The sequence below is a fragment of the Pseudomonas chlororaphis subsp. chlororaphis genome, assembly GCF_003945765.1.
Lineage (GTDB): Bacteria > Pseudomonadota > Gammaproteobacteria > Pseudomonadales > Pseudomonadaceae > Aquipseudomonas > Aquipseudomonas chlororaphis.
In genome coordinates, this window is the sequence record NZ_CP027712.1 from 4194407 (window position 1) to 4210010 (window position 15604).

The window sequence follows — 15604 nt, forward strand, 5'->3', positions numbered from 1 at the left end:
AGCAGTCGTGCCCTGGCGGGCGAGGCATCAAGCCCCACCGCATGTAGGCATGCGGCAGGTATTTTCGGTGCAGATCAAAACGGCTCATCGTCCTCGCTACCGTCATCGTCCTTGCGCTTTCGTTCACGTGATTTGAGCTTTGTCTGGGCGACCAAGCTGCTGTGTTGCAGGCGGTAGGACTCGTTGCCCGTTTCGACGATGCGGCAGTGGTGTCAGCCGATTCAGCAACACCGTGGTCATCTTGTTAAGGTTGCACGCCTAATGTGAACCCACCTGCGGCCGATAGCATGCAAGGACCACCAGTATCGACGTCTTATTTCAGGGTTATCAATGGAAATTCCATACAGCGTCAGACTTTCATTTTTTGATTTCTGGAAGGGGCTCTTCAAAGGCACGCTTTTCATCCAGAAGCGTTTGCGAGGGCATTTGAAAGAGCAGCAGAAGAACTGGCCAAAGAAGCAACAATACAGCCAAGGATATTTCTACCAAGGCTTGGAAGAACTGGGAATCACAGGCCTGAAGCCTACGGGCTTTCGGTTCAAGCAATACGCCATCGATGAAGAATTGAAGGGCGCTGACGTACTGGACATCGGCAGCAACTGCGGTTTTGTCTCAGCCTATTGTTCGCGACTGGCGAAATCCGTGACAGCCGTCGAACTCAACCCTTTTCTCAATAAAGTGGCGAAGGATACCGCGCGTTATTTAAAGCGCGACAATATAGAGTTTATAGAAAGCGATTTTTCGGTATTTGCTACAGATAAAAAATTTGATGTGGTGCTGTCGTTTTCCAATCATCACACCATTGATGGCAACCTCAATATGGGGTTTGAAAACTACATGAAGCGCCTGGTGTCGTTTCTAAAGCCGGGTGGCTACCTACTGTTTGAAAGCCACAATGTTTTCGGGCCAGGTGCTGGCAACGTAGGCGATGACGGTGATATGGACGAAAAAATCAAAATAATGAACACCTATTTCGCCATAGAACGCTATCGAATGGTCAACTGTTACATGCGACACATGGTCGATGATGTCGATAAGCTCTTCATTGTTGCGCGGCTCGTGGACAATCCTCCGAAGACTGAATTCCGTCTTGAACAAGCAATCCGTCGTTATCATTATTGACCCTGCGTTCAATTTTTTTGGCCACCTATGACACCGTCCAAAAACGGCAGCGCGAGCACGGACGCTATCGCGAGCAAGCTCGCTCCTACAGGTCGGTGTCATGCAAAGAAACAGTCGCTACCGTAGCGCCCCCACCGTTCAAATCGTCGATCAGGTTTGGCAGGCGCAAGCGCCTGATCGCAGCCTGCGGCAGCGGCTACAGAGTTCGCGGTATTACCGATAGGCGTGAACGAATCTGCTCCCCATGCGCGTGAACTCGGCAGGGTTGTTAGCCCTGACTGCAACCAAAGCGACTCACCGTTGAATAGCAAGCGCTAGGTATCGCCCTCTCCCCACTCATTATTGCAATCCCCACAACAGCTCATTGCAAAAGATAGCTAGCTAACTATCAAGACTTCTTATTACCCTCCGATCTCCAGCCAAATACTGTCCGTGGGGCTCTAGCCTGCCTATCCGGACAGCATCGATTACTGATGAGGTCACCCATGGAACCAGGCAGTTATCAATTGAGCATGAGCGTGCTCATGACGCCCGACAAAGCCAATTTCTCCGGCAACGTGCACGGCGGCGCCCTGCTGAAGCTGCTCGACGAGGTGGCCTTCGCCTGCGCCAAGCGCTACGCCGGGCGCTATGTGGTCACGCTGTCGGTGGATCAGGTGATCTTCAAGGAGCCGATCCATGTCGGCGAACTGGTGACCTTCCTCGCCTCGGTCAATTACACCGGGCGCACCTCGATGGAGGTCGGGGTCAAGGTGATGACCGAGAACATCCACGAACGCACGGTGCGCCACACCAACAGTTGTTACTTCACCATGGTCGCCGTCGACCCCGACGGGCGCCCGCACCCGGTGCGCGCCTTCGTGCCGGAAACCGCCACCGAACAACGCCGCTACGCCCAGGGTCTGCTGCGCAAACAGCAGCGCCAGGAGCTGCAGGAGCGCTATCGGCAGATCCGCAACGCGGATTGAGCCCGCCCTGACCGCCTGAACCCATGTCTTGCGATTTGCCCAAGGAACGACCATGAAGATATCGCTGCTCAGTCGCTACGCGACCCTGATCCTTTGCCTTGCCCTTACCTTGTTCGGCCTGTTGTTCTGGCCCGCCAGCCTCTGGGGCCAGGGGCTGATCGTGCTGGCCGGGGTGCTCAGCCTGGTCGGCCTCAACGACCTGCTGCAAAGCCACCATGCGGTGCGCCGCAACTACCCGATCATCGGCAATATCCGTTACCTGATCGAGTCGATTCGCCCGGAGATCCGCCAGTACCTGCTGGAAGGCGACGACGAGAAGCTGCCCTTCTCCCGCTCGCAGCGTTCGATGGTCTACGCCCGCGCCAAGAACCAGCCCGCGGAGAAGGCCTTTGGCACCCTGGCCGACGTCTATCAGCCCGGCTTCGAATTCATCAGCCACTCCATGGTCCCGGGCGATGCCTGCGACCCCAGCCAGTTCCGCGTGGTGGTGGGCGGGCCGGATTGCCAGCAGCCCTACAGCGCCTCGGTGTTCAACATCTCGGCCATGAGCTTCGGCGCGCTGAGCGCCAACGCCATCCGCGCCCTGAACAAAGGCGCCCGGCTCGGCGGCTTCGCCCACGACACCGGGGAGGGCAGCATCAGCCCCTATCACCAGGAATTCGCCGGCGACCTGATCTGGGAAATCGGCAGCGGCTACTTCGGTTGCCGCACCCTGGACGGCCATTTCGATGCCCAGCGCTTCTCCGAGCAGGCCAGCCATCCGCAGGTGAAGATGATCGAGATCAAGCTCAGCCAGGGCGCCAAGCCGGGGCATGGCGGCATCCTGCCCAAGCACAAGGTCACCGCCGAAATCGCCAAGACCCGAGGCGTGCAGATGGGCCACGACTGCGTATCGCCGGCGCGGCACTCGGAGTTCAGCACGCCCCTGCAACTGCTGGAGTTCATCGTCAAGCTGCGCAACCTGTCCGGTGGCAAGCCGGTGGGCTTCAAGTTCTGCGTGGGTCATCCCTGGGAGTTCATGGCCATCGTCAAGGCCATGCTCGAGACCGGCATCCAGCCGGACTTTATCGTGGTCGACGGCAAGGAAGGCGGCACCGGCGCCGCGCCTCGCGAGTTCACCGACAACATCGGCATGCCCATGCGCGAGGGCCTGCTGTTCGTGCATAACACCCTGGTCGGCGCCGGCCTGCGTTCGCAGATCAAACTGGGCGCCAGCGGCAAGGTGATCAGTGCCTTCGACATCGCCAGCGTGCTGACCATCGGCGCCGACTGGGTCAACGCCGCGCGCGGTTTCATGTTCGCCATCGGCTGCATCCAGTCGCAAAGCTGCCACACCAACAAATGTCCCACCGGCGTCGCCACCCAGGACCCGCTGCGCCAGAAAGCGCTGCAGGTCACGGACAAGGCCGAGCGGGTGCACAACTTCCATCGCAATACCCTGGTCGCCCTCGGCGAAATGCTCAGCGCCGCCGGCCTCGACCACCCGGCACAGTTGCAGGCCAAGCATCTGGTGCGGCGTCTGACCACCACCGAGGTCCGGCTGTTCTCGCAGATCCACGTGTTCCTCGAACCCGGCGAGCTATTGCAACGCCCTATCAGTTCGGAGTTCTACGCGCGCATGTGGAACATGGCCCAACCCCACAGCTTCGCGCCACTGGCCGTGGCCGCGCCATCCAAGGCCGAGCGGCTGACGCCGGCTTAGACCAATGCTGGTTGAGCTTCTGGATATAACGCCTGTAAGAGCGCAGGCGTTGCCCGGTGGCCCGGGATGCCGCAGGTGAACGTTATGCCGCTACTGATCCTGGATTGGCCGAAACGAAAGATCAGGCTTGATAGCAGCGAAGAGCTTGCTCAGCAACTCATCGCCGGAGTAGGAATCTGACTGCAGATAGTCTCCATCAGCCCAATGGCTCCACCCGGCCTTGAGTAGCAAGCTGTCACGCTGAAAGGACTTAACGATACCTTCATCCCAACCATCGAAGGTCTCGCCGCGTCGATCGAAACCCAACACATCCTCAAGATAAGCGCCGACAGCGCGCCAGAGATCACTGTCGTAAGCATCGAACTCCAAGGTGAGATGACCATTGGCCATTTTGAAGAGTCTGGGCTGCATGAGATATCCCCCTGGCTGTATCTACCGGAAAAACTCCCCGGGCGTCGCATCGAACTGCTGGCGGAACGCGGCGATAAAAGCTGAGGTCGAGTCGTAGCCGCAGGCCAGTGCCACATCCGTCACCCGCTCGCCGTTCTCCAGGGGCGTCAGGGCGCCCAGCAGGCGCAGGCGCTGGCGCCAGGCGCGGAAGGTCAGGCCAGTGTCGTGCAGGAACAGGCGGCTCAGGGTTTTCTCCGTCACGCCCAATTTCTCGCTCCACTGCCCCAGGGTGGTCGGCTGGTCCGGGTGCGCTTGCAGGCTGCGGTAGATCTGTCGCAGGCGCGGGTCCTGGGGCAGCGGCAACATCAGGTCCAGTTGCGGCGCGGCGGCCAGTTGATCCAGCAGGACCTGGGCCAGGCGCCCGTCGGCGCCATTTTCGGCGTATTCCACCGGCAGCTCGCTGAAGGCGCGGATCAATTCGCGCAGCAGGCTGCTCACCGCCAGCACCTGGCAGGTTTCGCCGGCCCAGGCGGTGACACGGCAATCCAGGTACAGGCTGCGCATTTCAGTGCGCGGTGAGCTGAACACCTTGTGCGGCATGCCAGCGGGAATCCACACCGCCCGTTGCGGCGGGGCGATGAAACGCCCGACGCTGGTCTGCACTTCCAGCACGCCCTGGATGGCGTAGGACAATTGCACCCAAGGGTGGCTGTGGCGCCGGGTCAGCGCCCGGTTGGGCAGGGATTCGGTGCGCCCGTACACCGGTCGAGGCAGGCTCGGCAGACCGGGAATACTGCGTTGGACGATCTTTTCATGTCCTTTAGGCGGCATTTACTGGCTCATTGGCGTTAGTCGGCAGTCCATCATCACGTTAGAGTCGGCCAACCGCTCTGGCAACCCTTGGATGGTCCCATTATGAGTCGCTCACGTCTTTTGCCCGACAATTTCACCCTGACCCTGATCGGCGTGGTGCTGCTGGCCAGCTTCCTGCCCGCCAGCGGCCAGGTGGCGCTAGGCTTCGGCTGGCTGACCAACGCCGCCATCGCCCTGCTGTTCTTCCTCCACGGCGCCAAGCTGTCGCGCGAGGCGATCATTGCCGGGGCGGGCCATTGGCGCCTGCACCTGCTGATCTTCAGCCTGACCTTCGTGCTGTTCCCGATCCTCGGGCTGGCGCTCAAACCGCTGCTGTCGCCGCTGATCGGCAACGACCTGTACCTGGGCATGCTCTACCTCTGCGCCCTGCCCGCCACCGTGCAGTCGGCGATTGCCTTCACTTCGCTGGCGCGGGGCAACGTGCCGGCGGCGATCTGCAGCGCCGCGGCGTCCAGCCTGTTCGGGATTTTCCTCACGCCATTGCTGGTGACCCTGCTGCTGAATGTACACGGCGATGCCGGCTCGACCGTGGATGCCATCGTCAAGATCAGCGTGCAATTGCTGCTGCCCTTCATTGCCGGGCAGATCGCCCGCCGCTGGATCGGCGCCTGGGTCGGCCGCAACAAGAACTGGCTGAAATTCGTCGACCAGGGCTCGATCCTGCTGGTGGTCTACGGCGCCTTCAGCGAGGCGGTGAACGAAGGCATCTGGCACCAGATTCCGTTGTGGAACCTGGGCGGGCTGGTCTTGGCCTGCTGCGTGCTGTTGGCGCTGGCGCTGCTGGCCTCCAGCCTGCTGAGCAAGCTGTTCGGCTTCAACCAGGAAGACCGCATCACCATCCTCTTCTGCGGCTCGAAGAAAAGCCTGGCCACCGGCGTGCCCATGGCCCAGGTGCTGTTCGCCGGCAGCACCATGGGCGTGCTGATCCTGCCACTGATGTTGTTCCATCAGATCCAGCTGATGGTCTGCGCGGTGCTGGCCCAGCGTTATGCCAAACGCCCCGAGTCGGTGCCGGAGTTGATGGCCCAGGTCGATCCCTGAAGCACCCGCAACAGCCCTTGCAGGAGCAGGGGCTTGTGCTTTTGTCGGGACGGCAAGCCAATGGCATACTGCCAGCCCTTTGCCGCCCAACAACCCTACATGGAAGTTTTTATGCGTTTCCCGCTCGTGCCTCACGCTTTGCCCCTCCTCGCTGGTTGCCACCTCAGACAAGCGCCCACTCCCGCCAAACTCAGTGCTGTTCAGGAGTGAAAAGCATGACGCTTACCGCCGATCGGGTACTCCAGCACTACCTGCCCTTGAACCCGGTGGAAAAAAAGCTGCTGGCTTACGGCGCCACAGGAGCGCGGTTCAGTATCGCCAAGCAAAGGCCTGTAGCCGGCACTGCGGAAAACACCATTCGCGCCAGTTTCCTGAGGTTCCTGATACTGGGCGGCGATGACAAGAACCCAATAGATCTGAACGGGGTTCACCTCGAAGGCGCATTCATCCAGGGCTCCCTGCATCTCAGTTCCGCCACCATCGCCACCAACGTCAGCTTGACCCATTGTCTGTGCGACAAGGACCTGCGGCTTGAAAACACGGTCATCGACGGCTGGCTTGATTTGAACGGCAGCCAGTTTTCCGGCGTTGCAGCCCAGTATCTTCGCGTGTGCTCATCGGTCCAGATGAAAGCGTTCCATTCCCAGGGAACCATTTGCCTGATCGGAGCAAAAATCGCGGGGTCGCTGATATTCAGCGCAGCTCAACTCGATGGTCTGGGGAACAATGCTCTGGAGGCAGACCGCTGTGTAATCGACGCAAACATCATCTTTGACGAAGGGTTCAAGTCTCTGGGTGAAGTGCGATTGAACAGCGCAACCATGAAAAGCTTGAATTGCTCGAACTGCACCTTTACCGCCACCACCGGCATTGCCTTGAATGCTGACAAAGCCCGTGTGAGTGGCAGTGTATTTCTCTCTACCGGCTTCCACTCCATAGGTACCGTGCGCCTCACAGCCGCGCAGATCGACGGACAACTGAGCCTGAAAGGTTCACATCATCTGGATGGCAACGGCGGCTTTTCCTTGCTCGCGCAAAACATGATCGTCGGTAGAACACTGATGCTCACCCATCTGGAGCATCCTTTACAGAATGCGGCTTTCAGCGGCTCTCACGTCAAAACCTTGACGACGACTCAAAGACCTGGGGCAAGGAGCTGGGCCTTAACGGCTTTACCTACGACTTCCTGACCACCGACTCCCCCTTGAGGGCCAAGGATCGTATCGCCTGGCTCGACTCACAGCTGCCATCCAGCACCGGCGACGATGGCCTCAAAGGTTCCGAGAGTGGATTCCTGCCACAGCCCTGGCTCCAGCTGAAGCACGTCTTTGAAAAGATGGGCCACTTCGAAGAGGCACGCGAGGTCGGCATTGCTTTCGAACAGCGTCTACGCAAGGTCGGCATGGTGGGCCATCGCACAGCCAAATGGATATGGGGAACCCGTTGGCTCGGCAAGGTCCCCCACGTGCTCTATGGCGCTCTCACCGGCTACGGCTATCGCCCCATGCGGCTGCTGGCCTGGATACTGGGCATCTGGCTGTTGTTCACCAGCGTCTACTGGTACGCCGCCGTCAATCACAAGGTCTTCGCCCCCAGCAACCCACTGGTGTTCCAGAACGAGGCCTACGCCAGTTGTACCCCTGAATATGGCGATGCCTGGCAACGGCAGCACCCCGATACCGAACGCCCTGCCGAGATCGGCAACTGGTACACCTGCAAGGCCTTGCGCGGTGAGTACACCGGTTTCAGCCCCGGCGCGTATTCGCTGGACATCCTGCTGTCGCTGGTCGATCTGCAGCAGGAGAAGGACTGGGGGCCGATCACACCGACGCCCTTCCCCAGCTATTGGGATGAACTGAAGAATCTCGAATGGGGCCACGGCATCCGCCTGCTGATCTGGCTCGAAACCCTGATCGGCTGGGGCATCAGCCTGTTGCTGGTGGCGATTGTCTCCGGCCTGACTCGGCGCAAGGAATAAGCGTCTATACCTGCACGGGCCTCGAACGGGGCCTGTTCGACACCCTTCACGGTTCAAACAAGGAAGCTTTACATGAGCGCCATCGGCAATTTTCTGTGGTTTATCCTCGGCGGCATTTTCATGGGCCTGTGCTGGTGGCTGTGGGGCATCCTGGCCTTTATCAGCATCGTCGGCATCCCTTGGGGTCGGGCCTGTTTCGTGATTGGCGCCTTCTCGTTTTTTCCGTTCGGCAAGGAGGCGATCAGCCGGCACGAGCTGAACAACAAGGACGATATCGGCACCAGCGGCCTGGGGGTGATCGGCAATGTGCTGTGGTTCGTGTTCGGCGGGATCTGGCTGGCGCTGGGGCATGTGATGTCGGCGCTGCTGTGCTTTATCACCATCATCGGCATTCCCTTCGGCATCCAGCACCTGAAGCTGGCGGGCATCGCCCTGGCGCCGATCGGCAAGACCATCGTGCGCAAGGAAGTGGCCGCCGCGGCGCGTACTTTCAATGCCCAGGATGCGGCGCTGAAACAGCGTCAGCCGGGCTGAGCCAAGGCGCCGAGGTCTCGTCGAGGCCTCTGCTGCTGCGCATGCCGACCGGCATGCTCCGCGCGCTTGCGCGCTCCGACAGCGGCCATCACGCATCGGGGCCGCCCTCAAGCACGTAACCTGAGCGCCAAGCCACCCCACCTTGAACAAACCGCACCACTACGTTGAAGGACGCCCACACCGGCGCCCGCCGCGGTTGGACAAGTCCCACGCCCACTGCTTTCATTCAGCCCCGAGGCCCTGCGCAGTCCGCGCGCTCGCCAGGAGGCTTATCGCTCCCGTCCACCCGTTCACGCCCAAGGCCCGTAATGCTCAAGACCATTGAAGCGCAAGTGCTGAAACAGGCCACGCCGCCGGCCCTCAAGGCCGAGTTCGCCCAGTACGACTTCGAACGGCTGCACGGTTTCTGCCTGCTGATCTACGTCGCCAGCATCAGCATCTGGCTGCTGTTCAACCTGATCGTCAGCTTCCCCGGCAAGCAGGGCTTCACCCTGTACTCGATGGCGTTCCTGGTCGCCCTGGCGATCAACGCGATCATGCTGGCCTTCATCAAGAACGCCCGGTACTTCCAGTGGCTCAACCTGCTTTTCGTGCTGATCATCGGCGCGGGTATCCGCCTGGTGATCGAAGGCATGCCGCTGGACCTGCGCCCCGACTGGCTGATCCTCGGCGCCTCGAGCATTCTCTACAGCGCCTCGGTGCTGCCCCTGCGGCGCTGGTCGTTCTTCGCCACCCTCGTGCTGACCTGGGTGGTGCTCGACCCGTTCATCATGACCCAGACCTCGGTGCTGGAACTCAAGGGCGCCATGCTGCTGATCTACGCGCTGTTCCTCACCGCCCTGACCCTCTACAGCTTCATCAAGCTGCGCCAGGCCAAGCTGCACACCTACATCATGTCCAAGCTGTTGCTGGAACAGGCCTACAACGACAGCCTGACCGGCATCCCCAACCGCCGCTCGTTCATGGCCCGCGCCGGCGAGCAACTGGCGGCGCAGCCCCGGGAGCATGACCACTACCTGGCGATGATCGACGTCGACAACTTCAAGAAAATCAACGACCTGTACGGCCATGACATCGGCGACGAGGTGCTCAAGCGGGTGGCCACGGATATCCGCACGGTCATGGCCGGCTTCGATTACGCGCGCCTGGGCGGCGAAGAGTTCGCCATCTACCTGGGCGGGGTACGGCGCGACGACGTCGAGCAACTGGCCGAACGCCTGTGCCAGGTGGTGCGCCAAGCCCGGGCCCGATACCCGGTGACCGTCAGCATCGGCCTGGCCCGGGTCGAGGACGACGACAGCCTGAACCAGGCACTGCTCAAGGCCGACAAGGCGCTGTACCAGTCCAAGCACACGGGCAAGGATCGCTACACCTTTCACCCGTGACCCCTGCGGCAACGCACCAGCGCGACCGGCCGATCAAATAAGATAAACTGCCGCCCTCTCTTGATCAGGCGCCCCCGTCATGCCCGCAGAGCACGCCCCCAAGCCCTATACCCTCCTGGCAATCGACGACGACCCGCAGTCGTTGATCGTGCTCTCGAAAACCCTGACGAGCGAATATGAAGTGCTGCTGGCGAAGAACAGCGAGCGTGGCCTGGCCCTGGCCCGCAGCGCCAGCCCCGACCTGATCATCCTCGACATCCTGATGCCCGAGATGGACGGCTTCCAGGTGCTCAGCGAACTCAAGAGCCACCCGGCGACCGCGGCCATCCCGGTGATTTTCCTGACCTCGCGCAGCAGCGTCGAAGACGAACGCCTGGGCCTGCTGCTCGGCGCCGCCGACTACATCGCCAAGCCGATTTCGCCGCCGGTGGTGCTGGCCCGGGTGGCGACGCAACTGGGTTACCGCGACAAACCCCTGCACAGCCCGCAACCGGCGGCCGAGCCCTCGGCCGGCAGCGACATGCGCGACGGCTTCATCGGCGCCCTGGCCTTGCAGCTGGCCGGCAACCCGCGGATCCGCCTCGAGGCGCTGCTCAACACCCTGTCGATCCTGCTCGACAGCGGTGTGACCCAGAGCGACCCTGCGGCGTTTCGCAGCGCCGCCTGCCTGGCCCTGATGGGCCTCAACCAGCCCGGCGGCAGCATCGGCCAGGCCCTGGCCCACAGCCGAGTGCTGATCGAGGAGATTCTCGCCCACGCCGACCCGGAAGACCGCATCCTCAACCTCGCCTGGAAAATCACCCATGCCGAGGCGCTGCTCCAGGGCGACCGCAGCCCGGCAAGCCTCGATCTCCCGCTCTCGGCCCGCCTGTTCGCCCTGGCGCTGGACTACCACCTGAGCCTGCTGCAACCCGGCGGCGACCTTCCCGGCCGGCACGCCCAGGCCATGGCGCGGATGTATGAACAGCCGGGGTTCGAGCAATGCATCGCCTGCGGCCCGGCGTCGCTCTCGGCGGCCTTGCTGAGTTCGTCACAGAGCTTTTTCAGCCCGTGAACGGACAGTGAGCCTTGCCCATGCCTAACCTCGCCGACCTGGAACTGTTCGTGCTGATTGCCGAGCTGCAGGGCCTGTCGCCCGCCGCGCGCATCATGTCGATCACCCCGGCCGCCGCCAGCCTGGCGCTCAAGCGCCTGGAAAACCGTCTCGGCGTGCGCCTGTTCACCCGCTCAACGCGCACCCTGAAACTCACCCCCGAGGGCGTGCGTTACCTGGAAAGCGCGCAGCACGCCCTGAAGATCCTGGCCAACGGCAAGCGCTCGTTGACCCACGACGACGGCATGCTGGAGCTCACGGTGTCTTCCGACCTGGGCCGCAACCTGCTGCTGGACCTGCTCGCCCGGCTCAAGCAGGAACGCCCGCGGCTGTATATCAAGCTGGCCCTGAGCGACAAGGAAGAGGACCTGCTCAAGGGCCGCTTCGACGCGGCGCTGCGCTACGGCAAAAGCCTGGCGCTGGACCTGGTCGAACTACCGGTGCTCAAGCAGCACCACTTCATCGCCTGCGCCGCGCCCGGCTACCTGGCCGAACATGGCACGCCCGAGTCGCCGGAACAGCTGAGCGAGCACGAGTGCATCATCTGCCACAGCATTGGCCGGCCAGAGAGCCGCTGGCGTTTCCACGCGCCGGGCCAGGTCGAGGATGTGCGGGTGCAGGGGCACTTCTGCTGCGACGATGGCGATGCCGCGCGGCGCTGGGCGGTGGCCGGCCACGGCGTGGTCTACCTGCCGCTGTTGAACGTGGTCGAGGACCTGCTCGCCGGGCGCCTGCTGCCCCTGCTCCCCGGCTGGCAGGCCGACGCCGCGCCGCTGAGCCTGGTGGTATCGCACCGTTCGCAAATCACCGAGTCGCTGCGGGCCCTGCACCAGTGCCTGGTGGAGCACTGCACGGACCGGATGGCCCGCTACCTCGAACTGACCCGCGCCGGGCGCTAGCCCTGGGCCGCGCGCAACTCGACCAGCAGCGCATAGGCCTGCTGGAACTCCAGCCGGTAGATCCGCTCCTGAATCGCCCGCAAGGCGCCGCTACGGCTCTGCTCGCACAACTCATCGATCAGCGCCAGGGCCTGCGCATTATGGTTGTGCAGCAGCTTGGCCAGCCGCTCCAGTTTTAACAGCTGCTCACTGCCCAGTGCCTCGTTCTCCCGGACCGGAGGCTCGGCACCCGCCGTTGGCAAGCCCACCAGGCTGGCCAGCAGCGGTTCCAGGCACTGCGCCAGCTGGCGGATCAAGGGCGCAAGATCAGCCTGCCCGGCACACTGCTCCTCCAGTTCCCTGGCGGCCTGCCGGACCGCGGTGGCGCCGACATTGCCGGCCGCTCCCTGCAGGCTGTGGGCCAGAAAGCCGATGGCCTGCAGGTCCTCGGTGGCATGGGCCAGCCACAGGCGCTCGATGACCTGCTGCTGGTCATCGCGAAAATCCGCCAGCAGCTTCTGGTGCAGCGCCAGGTCCTGGTTCACCACCGCCAACCCCAGCGCCGAGTCGATGCCCTCGTAGCCCGGGGTCGAGACGCCGCTGGGCAGGCTTGTCGCAATCTCCCCCGGTGGCAGTTCCAGGTGCTTGATCCAACGCACCAGGGTCCGATAGAAGGCCGTGACCTCCAGCGGCTTGCTTACCAGGTCGCTCATGCCGGCGGCCAGCACCCGGCCCTGGATATCGGCCTGGCTGCTGGCGGTCACCGCGATGATCGGCAGCGAGCGCAGGTGCGGGTAACCGCGGATCTTGCGCGTGGTGCCGTAGCCGTCCATGACCGGCATCTGGCAATCCATCAGCACCCCGTCGAAGCGCCCGTCCTCGAGCAATCGCTGCAAGGCCTCGGCGCCATTGGCGGCCAGCACCACCTGGACCCCGGCGCGCTGCAACAGCCCCTGCAACACATCCTGGTTCAGCCGGTTGTCCTCGACCACCAGCACCCGCGTCCCCGCCAGCAACCGCGCATAGTCGTTGACCGTGCACAGCCCCGCCGCGCCGGCCACCGATGGCGTGGCCGGCGCGCTGCAACTCGCCGCGGGCAAGGCCTGCGGCCGCTGTTGCGGCACGTTCAACTGCACGGTGAATTTGAACACTGCGCCCTGCCCCGGCTTGCTGTGCACCCAGATGTCGCCCTGCATCATCTGCACGATTTTTTTTGAGATGGTCAGCCCCAGGCCGCTGCCGCCGTAACGCCGGCTGATCGACAGGTCGGCCTGGACAAAGGCATTGAACAGCCGCGCCTGCTGCTCGTCGCTGATGCCCACCCCGGTGTCGGTGACGCTGAAGCACAGCAGGGCCTTGTCGTTCCACTGGCGCACCAGGCACACGCCGATGCACACATGGCCGGCCTCGGTGAACTTGATCGAGTTGTCCACCAGGTTGGTCAGCACCTGGGCCAGGCGCAGCGGATCGCCGACATAGCTGCGCGGCAGCAGGGCCGGAATGTCCAGGCGCAGCTGCAGCGCCTGCTCTTCCGCGCGCTGGCGCACCAGCAGCAACACATCGTCCACCAGTTCGCGCAGGTCGAAGCAGACCTGTTCCATGCTCAGCTTGCCGGCTTCGATCTTCGACAGGTCGAGCACGCCATTGATGGTGCCCACCAGGTTTCTCGCCGCGCGGTCGATCTTCTCGATGTAGTCGCGCTGCACCCGCTCCAGGGGCATGTCCTGCACTAGGTGGGCCATGCCGATGATCGCGTTCAGCGGCGTGCGGATTTCATGGGACATGCTGTCGAGAAACTCCGACTTGGCCTGGGTCGCCAGCTCGGCGTCGCGCCGCGATTGCTGGACCTGGGCTTCCACCGCCTTGCGCTCGCTGATGTCGAAAATCACCCCGTCCAGGTACTGCGGCACCCCGTCCACGACAATGGTCTGGCCCTTGTCGTAGACCCAGCGCACCTCCTGGCTGGCGGTGATGATCCGGTATTCGAGCATGTAGCTGGCGCTGCCCAGGCAGCCGGCGAAGATCTCCAGGTCATCGGGGTGGACCAGGTTGCGATAGCTGTGCCCGGCGAGGAAATGCGCCGCCGCAAAACCGCTCAGGCCCTCGATGGCCTCGCTGACGAACACCATGGTCCGCGAGGCGTCCGGCAGGCTGCGAAACACCACCCCCGGAATGTTGGCGATCATTGATTGCAACTTGGTCTGGCTGTCGACGATCGACTGCTGCACCTCGACCGCCTGGGTGATGTCCTGCAGCACGCCGGTGACCCGCGTCGGCGTGCCATCAGCATCGCGCTGCATGACCCGGCCGATGTCCAGCACCCACAACCAGCGCCCGCTTTTGCTGCGCATGCGGTACTCGGCGCGGTACTCCTCGACTTCGTTGTTCAGGTGCGCCCTGAGCCTGGCCATGACCGGCTCATGGTCCTGGGGATGAACCAGGCAGGCCCAGCGATCCAGGCCATTGCCAAAGGTCTGGTCCAGCTCCTCCTTGCTGTAGCCGAGGATCCGCAGCCAGACATCGTTATTGATGACGATCCCCAGGCTGACGTTCCAGTCCCACAGCCCCAGCGCGCCGCTTTGCAGGGCCATGTCCAGGCGTCGCTCGCTTTGCTCGATCCGCGCCACATCGGCCTTGTGCCGCCGGGCATCGGCCAGGCGTCGCAGGCCGCCCCACAGCAACAGCAGGAACACCACCGCGCTCAAGCCCTTGATCAGCAGCACCTGCTCGGCCGGCAGCACCGTATCCAGGTCGCCCAGGGTGACCAGGGTCCAGGGACCGCTGGGATCATTCCAGTCGAAATCGACCCGGGACAGGCTGTAGCGCCGGCCGTCCAGCTTGACCTGCGGCTGACGGGTATCGAACGGCAAGCGCTCGGGCACCCCGTGGGCGAACGGGTAGTCGCCGAACTGGCGGCGGATCTCGCCGCCGAATTCACGCAGCGACCAGGCGCGATCGGCCTTGAGCAGAAAATCCGGGGTGCTGGCGGCCAGCACCACGCCGCTGGGCGACAGGATCATTTTCAGGTCGTCGCCATACTGCTTGCTCAGGTTGGTGTCGAGCATCTTGCCGTCGAAACGCGCCACCAGGACCCCGATCACCTGGTCCTGGCGCGTGCGCGACTCGTAGACCGGGACCGCCATGTAGAACATGCGGGTGCCGGTGGTGACGCTGATCGCGCCATAGACGCTGCTGCCGCCGTTGAGCGCCACCTTGAAGTACGGCCGGAAGGCCACATTCAGCCCCAGCGGCGCCTGGCCCTGGTGATCGTGGGCCGCCACCACCACCCCGTCGCGGTTGAGGACAAAGGCGTGGTTGGCGCCCACCACCATCGACAGCGTCTTCAACGGGATCGCCGCCTGCGCCATCAATTCCGCGGAGGGCTCGCGCTCCAGGATCACCCGTTTCAGCGAGGGGTTGTGGCGCCCCAGGATCGACAGCGCGCCAATGGCAAAACCGTCGGACTTCCACTGCTGCAGATCCGCCGCGTACTCCTGGGTCTGCATCTCGATACTGGCCTGGTAGACGTCCTCGACCTGCAGGCGGTAGTAGTTGCCCAGCGCCACCGCGGCACCGACCGCGAGCACCACGCCCAGGGCGTAGCAACACCGTCTGTGGCTGTCGAAGAAGTTGGTTAGCC

13 protein-coding genes and 1 pseudogene are annotated in these 15604 nt (G+C 62.9%); 10 read left to right on the plus strand and 4 right to left on the minus strand.

The window, feature by feature from the left end:
• Nucleotides 1-74: 74 nt before the first annotated feature.
• Nucleotides 75-243: pseudogene (locus C4K27_RS18965) on the minus strand (ATP-binding protein); the annotation flags it as partial.
• Between the two features lie 87 nt (nt 244-330).
• Here C4K27_RS18965 and C4K27_RS18970 point away from each other — a divergent pair.
• The 3 genes from C4K27_RS18970 (at nt 331) to C4K27_RS18980 (ending at nt 3792) form a co-directional block, all read left to right on the plus strand.
• Nucleotides 331-1122 carry a class I SAM-dependent methyltransferase gene (locus tag C4K27_RS18970; protein ID WP_007930528.1) on the plus strand — a complete coding sequence of 264 codons (792 nt, stop codon included), beginning with the start codon at nt 331-333 and terminating at the stop codon, nt 1120-1122.
• Between the two features lie 485 nt (nt 1123-1607).
• Entirely contained in the window at nt 1608-2090 is a 483-nt protein-coding gene (locus C4K27_RS18975; protein WP_053261720.1) for an acyl-CoA thioesterase, read from the plus strand.
• 52 nt (nt 2091-2142) lie between these two features.
• Nucleotides 2143-3792: an FMN-binding glutamate synthase family protein gene (locus C4K27_RS18980; RefSeq protein ID WP_053261721.1), complete on the plus strand. Its 1650-nt coding sequence runs from the start codon at nt 2143-2145 to the stop codon at nt 3790-3792.
• A 90-nt stretch (nt 3793-3882) separates the two neighbouring features.
• Here C4K27_RS18980 and C4K27_RS18985 read toward each other — a convergent pair whose 3' ends face one another.
• A complete protein-coding gene (locus C4K27_RS18985) occupies nt 3883-4203 on the minus strand; it encodes a hypothetical protein (protein ID WP_053261722.1) in 321 nt (106 codons plus the stop codon).
• 21 nt (nt 4204-4224) lie between these two features.
• Nucleotides 4225-5013, minus strand: coding sequence for an AraC family transcriptional regulator (locus C4K27_RS18990; protein WP_053261723.1), 789 nt, complete (start codon nt 5011-5013; stop codon nt 4225-4227).
• A gap of 84 nt (nt 5014-5097) precedes the next feature.
• On the opposite strand from C4K27_RS18990, the gene C4K27_RS18995 reads away from it, so the two are divergent.
• From C4K27_RS18995 to C4K27_RS19020, 7 genes are all read left to right on the plus strand, one after another.
• Entirely contained in the window at nt 5098-6096 is a 999-nt protein-coding gene (locus tag C4K27_RS18995) for a bile acid:sodium symporter family protein (RefSeq protein ID WP_053261724.1), read from the plus strand.
• Nucleotides 6097-6311: 215 nt separating this feature from the next.
• Nucleotides 6312-7286 (plus strand): hypothetical protein, encoded by a 975-nt coding sequence (locus C4K27_RS31505; protein ID WP_238437490.1) that lies wholly within the window; start codon nt 6312-6314, stop codon nt 7284-7286.
• Nucleotides 7287-7300: 14 nt separating this feature from the next.
• A complete protein-coding gene (locus C4K27_RS31510; RefSeq protein WP_238437489.1) occupies nt 7301-8074 on the plus strand; it encodes a membrane-associated oxidoreductase in 774 nt (257 codons plus the stop codon).
• 72 nt (nt 8075-8146) lie between these two features.
• The gene (locus C4K27_RS19005; RefSeq protein WP_053261725.1) at nt 8147-8608 is read left to right on the plus strand and encodes a YccF domain-containing protein; all 462 of its coding nucleotides are present in this window, start codon (nt 8147-8149) and stop codon (nt 8606-8608) included.
• A 308-nt stretch (nt 8609-8916) separates the two neighbouring features.
• Complete coding sequence (locus C4K27_RS19010; RefSeq protein WP_053261726.1) at nt 8917-9993, plus strand: GGDEF domain-containing protein; 1077 nt, start codon at nt 8917-8919, stop codon at nt 9991-9993.
• 79 nt (nt 9994-10072) lie between these two features.
• On the plus strand, nt 10073-11047 hold the full coding sequence (locus tag C4K27_RS19015; RefSeq protein WP_053261727.1) for a response regulator: 975 nt from the start codon (nt 10073-10075) through the stop codon (nt 11045-11047).
• Nucleotides 11048-11067: 20 nt separating this feature from the next.
• Nucleotides 11068-11985 (plus strand): LysR family transcriptional regulator, encoded by a 918-nt coding sequence (locus C4K27_RS19020; protein ID WP_053261728.1) that lies wholly within the window; start codon nt 11068-11070, stop codon nt 11983-11985.
• On the opposite strand, the gene C4K27_RS19025 is transcribed toward C4K27_RS19020, so the two are convergent.
• Nucleotides 11982-15551 (minus strand): PAS domain-containing protein, encoded by a 3570-nt coding sequence (locus tag C4K27_RS19025; RefSeq protein WP_053262085.1) that lies wholly within the window; start codon nt 15549-15551, stop codon nt 11982-11984. The genes C4K27_RS19020 and C4K27_RS19025 overlap by 4 nt on opposite strands.
• Nucleotides 15552-15604 lie beyond the last annotated feature (53 nt).

Excerpts from the sequence above, each read along its gene's own strand:
- C4K27_RS19020 (WP_053261728.1), top strand. The coding sequence starts at position 11,068 with ATGCCTAACCTCGCCGACCTGGAACTGTTCGTGCTGATTGCCGAGCTG.
- C4K27_RS18990 (WP_053261723.1), bottom strand. The coding sequence starts at position 5,013 with ATGCCGCCTAAAGGACATGAAAAGATCGTCCAACGCAGTATTCCCGGT.
- C4K27_RS18995 (WP_053261724.1), top strand. The coding sequence starts at position 5,098 with ATGAGTCGCTCACGTCTTTTGCCCGACAATTTCACCCTGACCCTGATC.
- C4K27_RS19015 (WP_053261727.1), top strand. The coding sequence starts at position 10,073 with ATGCCCGCAGAGCACGCCCCCAAGCCCTATACCCTCCTGGCAATCGAC.
- C4K27_RS19010 (WP_053261726.1), top strand. The coding sequence starts at position 8,917 with ATGCTCAAGACCATTGAAGCGCAAGTGCTGAAACAGGCCACGCCGCCG.
- C4K27_RS19005 (WP_053261725.1), top strand. The coding sequence starts at position 8,147 with ATGAGCGCCATCGGCAATTTTCTGTGGTTTATCCTCGGCGGCATTTTC.
- C4K27_RS31505 (WP_238437490.1), top strand. The coding sequence starts at position 6,312 with ATGACGCTTACCGCCGATCGGGTACTCCAGCACTACCTGCCCTTGAAC.
- C4K27_RS18980 (WP_053261721.1), top strand. The coding sequence starts at position 2,143 with ATGAAGATATCGCTGCTCAGTCGCTACGCGACCCTGATCCTTTGCCTT.
- C4K27_RS18970 (WP_007930528.1), top strand. The coding sequence starts at position 331 with ATGGAAATTCCATACAGCGTCAGACTTTCATTTTTTGATTTCTGGAAG.
- C4K27_RS18975 (WP_053261720.1), top strand. The coding sequence starts at position 1,608 with ATGGAACCAGGCAGTTATCAATTGAGCATGAGCGTGCTCATGACGCCC.
- C4K27_RS18985 (WP_053261722.1), bottom strand. The coding sequence starts at position 4,203 with ATGCAGCCCAGACTCTTCAAAATGGCCAATGGTCATCTCACCTTGGAG.